The sequence below is a fragment of the Nocardiopsis sp. NPDC058631 genome (assembly GCF_042716955.1).
GTDB lineage: Bacteria > Actinomycetota > Actinomycetes > Streptosporangiales > Streptosporangiaceae > Nocardiopsis.
Genome location: NZ_JBHXQY010000180.1, coordinates 1 through 5,144 on the forward strand (window position 1 = coordinate 1; position 5,144 = coordinate 5,144).

A 5,144-nucleotide genomic window follows, 5' to 3' on the forward strand; every position below is an offset into this window, starting at 1 on the left:
GGCGACCTCGACCCGTTCGGTGCCGCAGCGGCCCAGAACCTCCTCCAGGGCCTCGCGCAGGTCCGCGGGGTCGGACGGCAACCACCCGAAGCGCCTCACGAAGCGCCGCTGCCACGGGGTCTCCACGGCGCGCGGCGAGTAGTGCTCCCGGACGTAGGCGACCGCCTCCCGTGCGGGTACCCCGTCCATGACGGCGAGGCAGGCCAGTGCGGTGCCGGTCCTGCCCCTGCCGCCCGAGCAGGCGACCTCGACCCGTTCGGTGCCGCAGCGGCCCAGAACCTCCTCCAGGGCCTCGCGCAGGTCCGCGGGGTCGGACGGCAACCCGAAGTCCCTCCAGTGCACCCATCGGGCCTCCCAGGGCACCGGGGGAGGTTCGTGCCCCAGCAGGTACAGGGCGAAGGAGGGGCCGGGGCCCGGCGGCGCCGGGTCGCGCAGTCCTCGACCGCGGACGAGCACGCCCGACGGGAGCCTGAGCACACCGGGCCCGGAGGAGGCCCCGTCCGCGGCCACCAGCGCCTACCAGCCGATCGCGAAGGCCGACTCCAGGTCGTGCTTGGAGTAGGTCTGGAAGGAGATGTGGGTGTCGGACGACAGGACCCCGGGGACCTTGTTCACCCGCCCCGGGATCACCTCCGCCAGGTTCTCGTGCCGGCGCACGCGCACCATGGCGATGAGGTCGACACCCCCGGTGACCGAGTAGACCTCGCTCACGCCGTCGATCTCGGCGATCGCCTCGGCGACCTCGGGGATGCGGTTGACGTCGGCCTTGATCATGACGATCGCGGTGATCACTGTGCCTCCAGGGCGGTTGGCCGCGGGACGGCGGACCCGGTCGCGCCGGACACCCCTAGTAGACGTCGGAAAGCCGCGTCCCGGAGCGCCATCGCAACCGGTAGACCACCAGTCCCGCGATCACCCCGGCGATGAACCCGTACACGTGCGCCGCGTAGGCGACTCCGCTCCCGGTGCCGGGGGTGTTCGATGTGGTGACGTAGAGAAGATACTGAAGCACGAAGTAGCTGCCCACCAGGGCCCACCCCGGCAGGCGCATCGGGATGACCACGAACACCAGCGTGGTGACCCGGCTGCGGAACTGCACGGCGAGGTAGGCGCCGAGCACGCCGGAGATCGCACCGGAGGCCCCCACCATGGGCACCGCTCCCCCGGGTTCGACCAGGGCGAAGCCGTAGGCGGCAGCCAATCCGGTGGCCACGTACAGGAGCAGGAAGCGGATCCGTCCGATCCGGTCCTCCACGACGGGGCCGAACACGAACAGGTAGACCATGTTGCCCAACAGGTGCATGGCGCCGGCGTGCACGAACATCGAGCTGAACACCGAGAGCCACACCGACTTGCCGTCCACCGCCCCGCACTCGGGCACCACGTGCGGGGCCCGGTCCACCTGGCCGAGGATCTCCGCGGGCACCGCTCCCCAGCGCATGAAGTAGTCCTGGATGGCGCAGAAGCGGTCCACCATGTCCACCGGGTACCAGACGGCCGTCGCGGCCTGGGGGGACAGCAGGTAGACGAGGACGTTGACCGCGATCAGCGTGTACGCGACGAGGGGGGCGCGGCGGACCGGGTAGTCGTCATTGAGCGGAAGCGCGGCCATGCGCCCAGTGTGTCATCTCCGTGTGCGCCTCGGCGCTCCGCAACGGGCATGTCCAGTCACCGTCGATGTCGACGAGTCTCGTCGCGGGGTCGGTGAGCCAGTCCAGGACGAGCTCGGTCTCGGCGGGCAGGGCCCGGGGGCTCGGTCCGCTCCCCGCAGGAACGTACTCGGCGGTGGCCACGAGCGAGGCCAGGAACGCGGCGGGGTCGGTGCCCGGGCGCAGGACCGCGCTGGCCGCGAGGCGCCCGTGGCGGACCACGCAGGTCTCCCAGCCCAGGGCGGAGCGCCGGGAGGCGACCAGGTGGGGCACCGCGGCGATGGCCGACAGCCGTTGCGCCCGCCGGGCGCCGCGCAGGAACGCGGTGAGGCGGTCGCGCAGGGTCGCGGCCTCCTCGTAGCGCAGGGCGGCGGCGAGCTCGGCGATGCGCCCGGTGTGCGCGGTGACGACGGCGGCGGGGTCGCCGGTCATGGCCGTCCGCGCGGCGTCGGCGTGAACGGTGTAGGCGTCGTGCGTCTCGGTACCGTCGCAGGGGGCGCCGCAGCGCCCCAGCTGCGCCAGGACGCACGGATCGATCCTCTTGCGCGCCGAGAACGTGTGGGTGCACTGCCGCAGCGGGAACACGTGGAGCAGGGCCTCCTTGGCCTGTTCGGCGTCCCTGGCCGAGGCGTAGGGGCCGATGTGGGGAGCTCCGTCGTCCTTGACCGCACGCACCACGGACAGCCGCGGGTAGGCGTCGGTGGTGAGCTTGACCCAGGAGGCGCGCTCGGGGTTGCGGGAGCGCCGGTTGTAGGGCGGCTTGCGCTCGGCGATGATCCGGAGTTCGCGGACGGAGGCCTCCAGCTCCGTGGGGCACTCGATGGGGGTGACGCCCTCGACCACCGCCGCCATCTCGCGGATGCGCTGGCGGCTCTCCGCCGCGGTGAAGTAGGAGCGGACCCGGCGCCGCAGGTTGTTGCTCTTGCCCACGTAGAGGCTGGCGCCGCGCGCGTCGGTGAACACGTACACCCCGGGGCCGTCGGGCAGGCCCTCGGCCAGGTGCCGTTTGGCCTGCTGTGCGCGGCTGGGCGGTTTGTTGACGGCGCGCAGCTCCTCAAGGCTGGACACCCCCATCGGGCCGAGGCGCTCGATCAGCCCGTGCAGGACCCCGACGGTGGCGCGGGCGTCGTCCAGGGCACGGTGGTTGGGGGTGACGGGGACGCCGAAGAACGCGGCGAGGGTGGCGAGCCGGTGGTTGCGGGTCTCCCCCCGGGGCAGGAGCGCCCGCGCCAGGCGCAGGGTGTCCACCACCGGGTACCCGGGCCAGTCCACGCCGTGGCGTTCGCACGCGGCCTTCAGGAAACCGGTGTCGAAGGGGGCGTTGTGGGCGACCAGGACGGTGTCCGGCTCGGCGTCGAGGAAGGCGAGGACCTCGGGCAGGACCTCCTCCATGGGAGGGGCGGTGGCCACCATCGACTGGGTGATCCCGGTCAGCAGGGTGATGGCCGCCGGGATCAGCACACCGGGATCGACCAGGGCGGTGAACTCGCCGAGGACCTCTCCCCCGCGCACCCTGACCGCGCCGACCTCCGTGACGCGTGCCTTGGTCGCACTGGTCCCGGTGGTCTCCAGGTCGAGCACGACGAACGTCGTCGCGGCCAACGGCGTGCCGAGGTCGCTGATGCTCGTTTGGACGCCGACGGGCGTCGCGGACTGTCCAACCACGCGGTCAGGCTAGTCGGCGGTGACGACCGAATCCGGTCTGGATACGGTCTGACCTGCCCGACGTGGAAGGATGTGGGTGACGGGACTGGAGTGTCCACAGCCCCGTGACGAGCACGACATGAGGAGGAACCGTGGGGATCGCGATGCCGGGTGACAAGGAGCGGTGGCGGTGTACCGGATGCGGCAACCTCACACGGTTCGACGTGACCAGAACCACCCGTTCACAGGACTACGTCCACCTGGACCTGGCCGGTGAGGGGAGCGTCGAGGAGCGGACCGTGCTCTCGGAGACGATCGAGCGGGTGAGGTGCCGCTGGTGCGGTGCCACCGACAGCGTCGAGGTCATCGCCCGTCCCGACGCCGACCGGACGGCCACCGGTTCCTCGGCGGAGAGCCCGACGGGTCAGGCATGAGCGCCCGCCCCGAGGCGGGCGGCGACTCCGAAGGCACCGGCCCGCTCGACGAGAACGTCCACGCGACGCCCGGCGCCGACAGCGACGGGGGGCAGTTGCGCCGTCCCCTGCCCGAGCCGGTGCGCGCCCGGGTCGTCGAGTACGGTTCCGACGTGCTGGGCGGTATGCGCGCGAGCGAGCTCCCCCCGGTGCTGAGACGGGTCGCCAAGTTCGAGCCGCGCCGCAGGGCCAGGCTCGCGGGCCCGCAGATCGCCGCCCAACTGGAGACCGACAGCGGGTTCCGCGAGACGGTCGGTGCCCGGGTGGAGCAGGTGTGGCCCGAACTGGCCGAGGGACTGCGCTCGGGTGTGGTCCCGCCCGCCGCCGACCCCGTGGCGGTCGCGGCCTGCGCGTACCTGCTGCGCCCCAAGGGGTGGCCGGAGATCATCGAGGACGTCCACCAGGAGCTGGAGCGGCTGGCCGGCGCCAAGGAGATGGACGAGGCCGCCGAGGCGCTCGACTCCGTACGCCGCCAGCTGGACGAGGTCAGGAGCGAGCACCAGTCGGATCTGGGCCGGTTGCGGTCCCAGCTCAAGGAGCAGCGAGCCGAGATCGTCGAACTGCGCCGCAAGGTGCACACCGAGCGGCAGCGGGCCAAGGGCGCCTCCGCCGAGGCCTCACGGGTCCTGGCCGAGACCTCCGACCGCGAGTCGGAGTCGGCTGTGCAGGTGAACAGGCTGGAGTCGGAGAACCGGCGGTTGCGGTCGCGTCTGGCCGCCGTGGAGGCACAGGTGGAGAACGCGCGCCGGGCGGCGCGCGCCGGGCGCAACGCCGACGAGGCGCGGCTGCGCGTGCTGTTGGACGTCCTGGTCGACTCCGCGCACGGCCTGCGCAGGGAGTTGGCGCTGCCCGCGGCCCTGGACAGCCCGGCCGATCTGGTCGCCGAGACCGAGCAGCAGCGGCGGGTGTCGCTGGGCGGCCTGCCCGACGACGACCCGGGCCTGCTGGAGCACCTTCTGACGGTGCCCCGGGTCCACCTGCTGGTGGACGGCTACAACGTGACCAAGACCGGGTACGGGACCCTTCCGCTGGCCGACCAGCGAACTCGGCTGATGACCTCGCTGGAGGGGTTGGCGAGCCGGACCAAGGCCGAGATCACCTGCGTGTTCGACGGCGCGGACGTCGACGCTCCCCCCGTGGCGGCCCCGACCCGGCGGGTGCGCCTGCTCTTCAGCGCTCCGGGGGAGACGGCCGACGAGCTGATCGTGCGGCTGGTGCGCGCCGAGCCGCCCGGACGCCCGATCGCCGTGGTGACCTCCGACAAGGAGATCGTGAGCGCGGTCCGCAGGGCCGGTGCGCGCGCGGTGCCCTCCGCGATCTTCCTTCGCCGCCTGGAGACGCACGGCTGACCGGTCCTCCGGCGGTCCCGGACCGGCCC

General features: G+C 72.6%; 5 protein-coding genes and 1 pseudogene. 2 read left to right on the forward strand and 4 right to left on the reverse strand.

The annotated features are described in order from the left end of the window. Positions 1-87 precede the first annotated feature (87 nt). From ACFWTE_RS29610 to ACFWTE_RS29625, 4 genes and pseudogenes are all read right to left on the reverse strand, one after another. Positions 88-510, reverse strand: a pseudogene (locus ACFWTE_RS29610) (protein-tyrosine phosphatase family protein); the annotation flags it as partial. A 6-nt stretch (positions 511-516) separates the two neighbouring features. Continuing rightward, positions 517-792 carry an Lrp/AsnC family transcriptional regulator gene (locus ACFWTE_RS29615; protein ID WP_378783225.1) on the reverse strand — a complete coding sequence of 92 codons (276 nt, stop codon included), beginning with the start codon at positions 790-792 and terminating at the stop codon, positions 517-519. 55 nt (positions 793-847) lie between these two features. After that, positions 848-1,612: a rhomboid family intramembrane serine protease gene (locus tag ACFWTE_RS29620; protein WP_378783227.1), complete on the reverse strand. Its 765-nt coding sequence runs from the start codon at positions 1,610-1,612 to the stop codon at positions 848-850. Beyond that, on the reverse strand, positions 1,590-3,314 hold the full coding sequence (locus ACFWTE_RS29625; protein ID WP_378783229.1) for a DEDD exonuclease domain-containing protein: 1,725 nt from the start codon (positions 3,312-3,314) through the stop codon (positions 1,590-1,592). The genes ACFWTE_RS29620 and ACFWTE_RS29625 overlap by 23 nt, the downstream gene beginning before the upstream one ends. Positions 3,315-3,445: 131 nt before the next feature. On the opposite strand from ACFWTE_RS29625, the gene ACFWTE_RS29630 reads away from it, so the two are divergent. Continuing rightward, a complete protein-coding gene (locus ACFWTE_RS29630) occupies positions 3,446-3,727 on the forward strand; it encodes a hypothetical protein (RefSeq protein WP_378783230.1) in 282 nt (93 codons plus the stop codon). Beyond that, positions 3,724-5,115, forward strand: a complete 1,392-nt coding sequence (locus ACFWTE_RS29635; protein ID WP_378783232.1) for an NYN domain-containing protein — start codon at positions 3,724-3,726, stop codon at positions 5,113-5,115. Before ACFWTE_RS29630 ends, ACFWTE_RS29635 begins: the two co-directional genes overlap by 4 nt. Positions 5,116-5,144: the final 29 nt, after the last annotated feature.

Coding starts and splice junctions, on each gene's coding strand:
- ACFWTE_RS29620 (WP_378783227.1), bottom strand. CDS start 1,612: ATGGCCGCGCTTCCGCTCAATGACGACTACCCGGTCCGCCGCGCCCCC.
- ACFWTE_RS29635 (WP_378783232.1), top strand. CDS start 3,724: ATGAGCGCCCGCCCCGAGGCGGGCGGCGACTCCGAAGGCACCGGCCCG.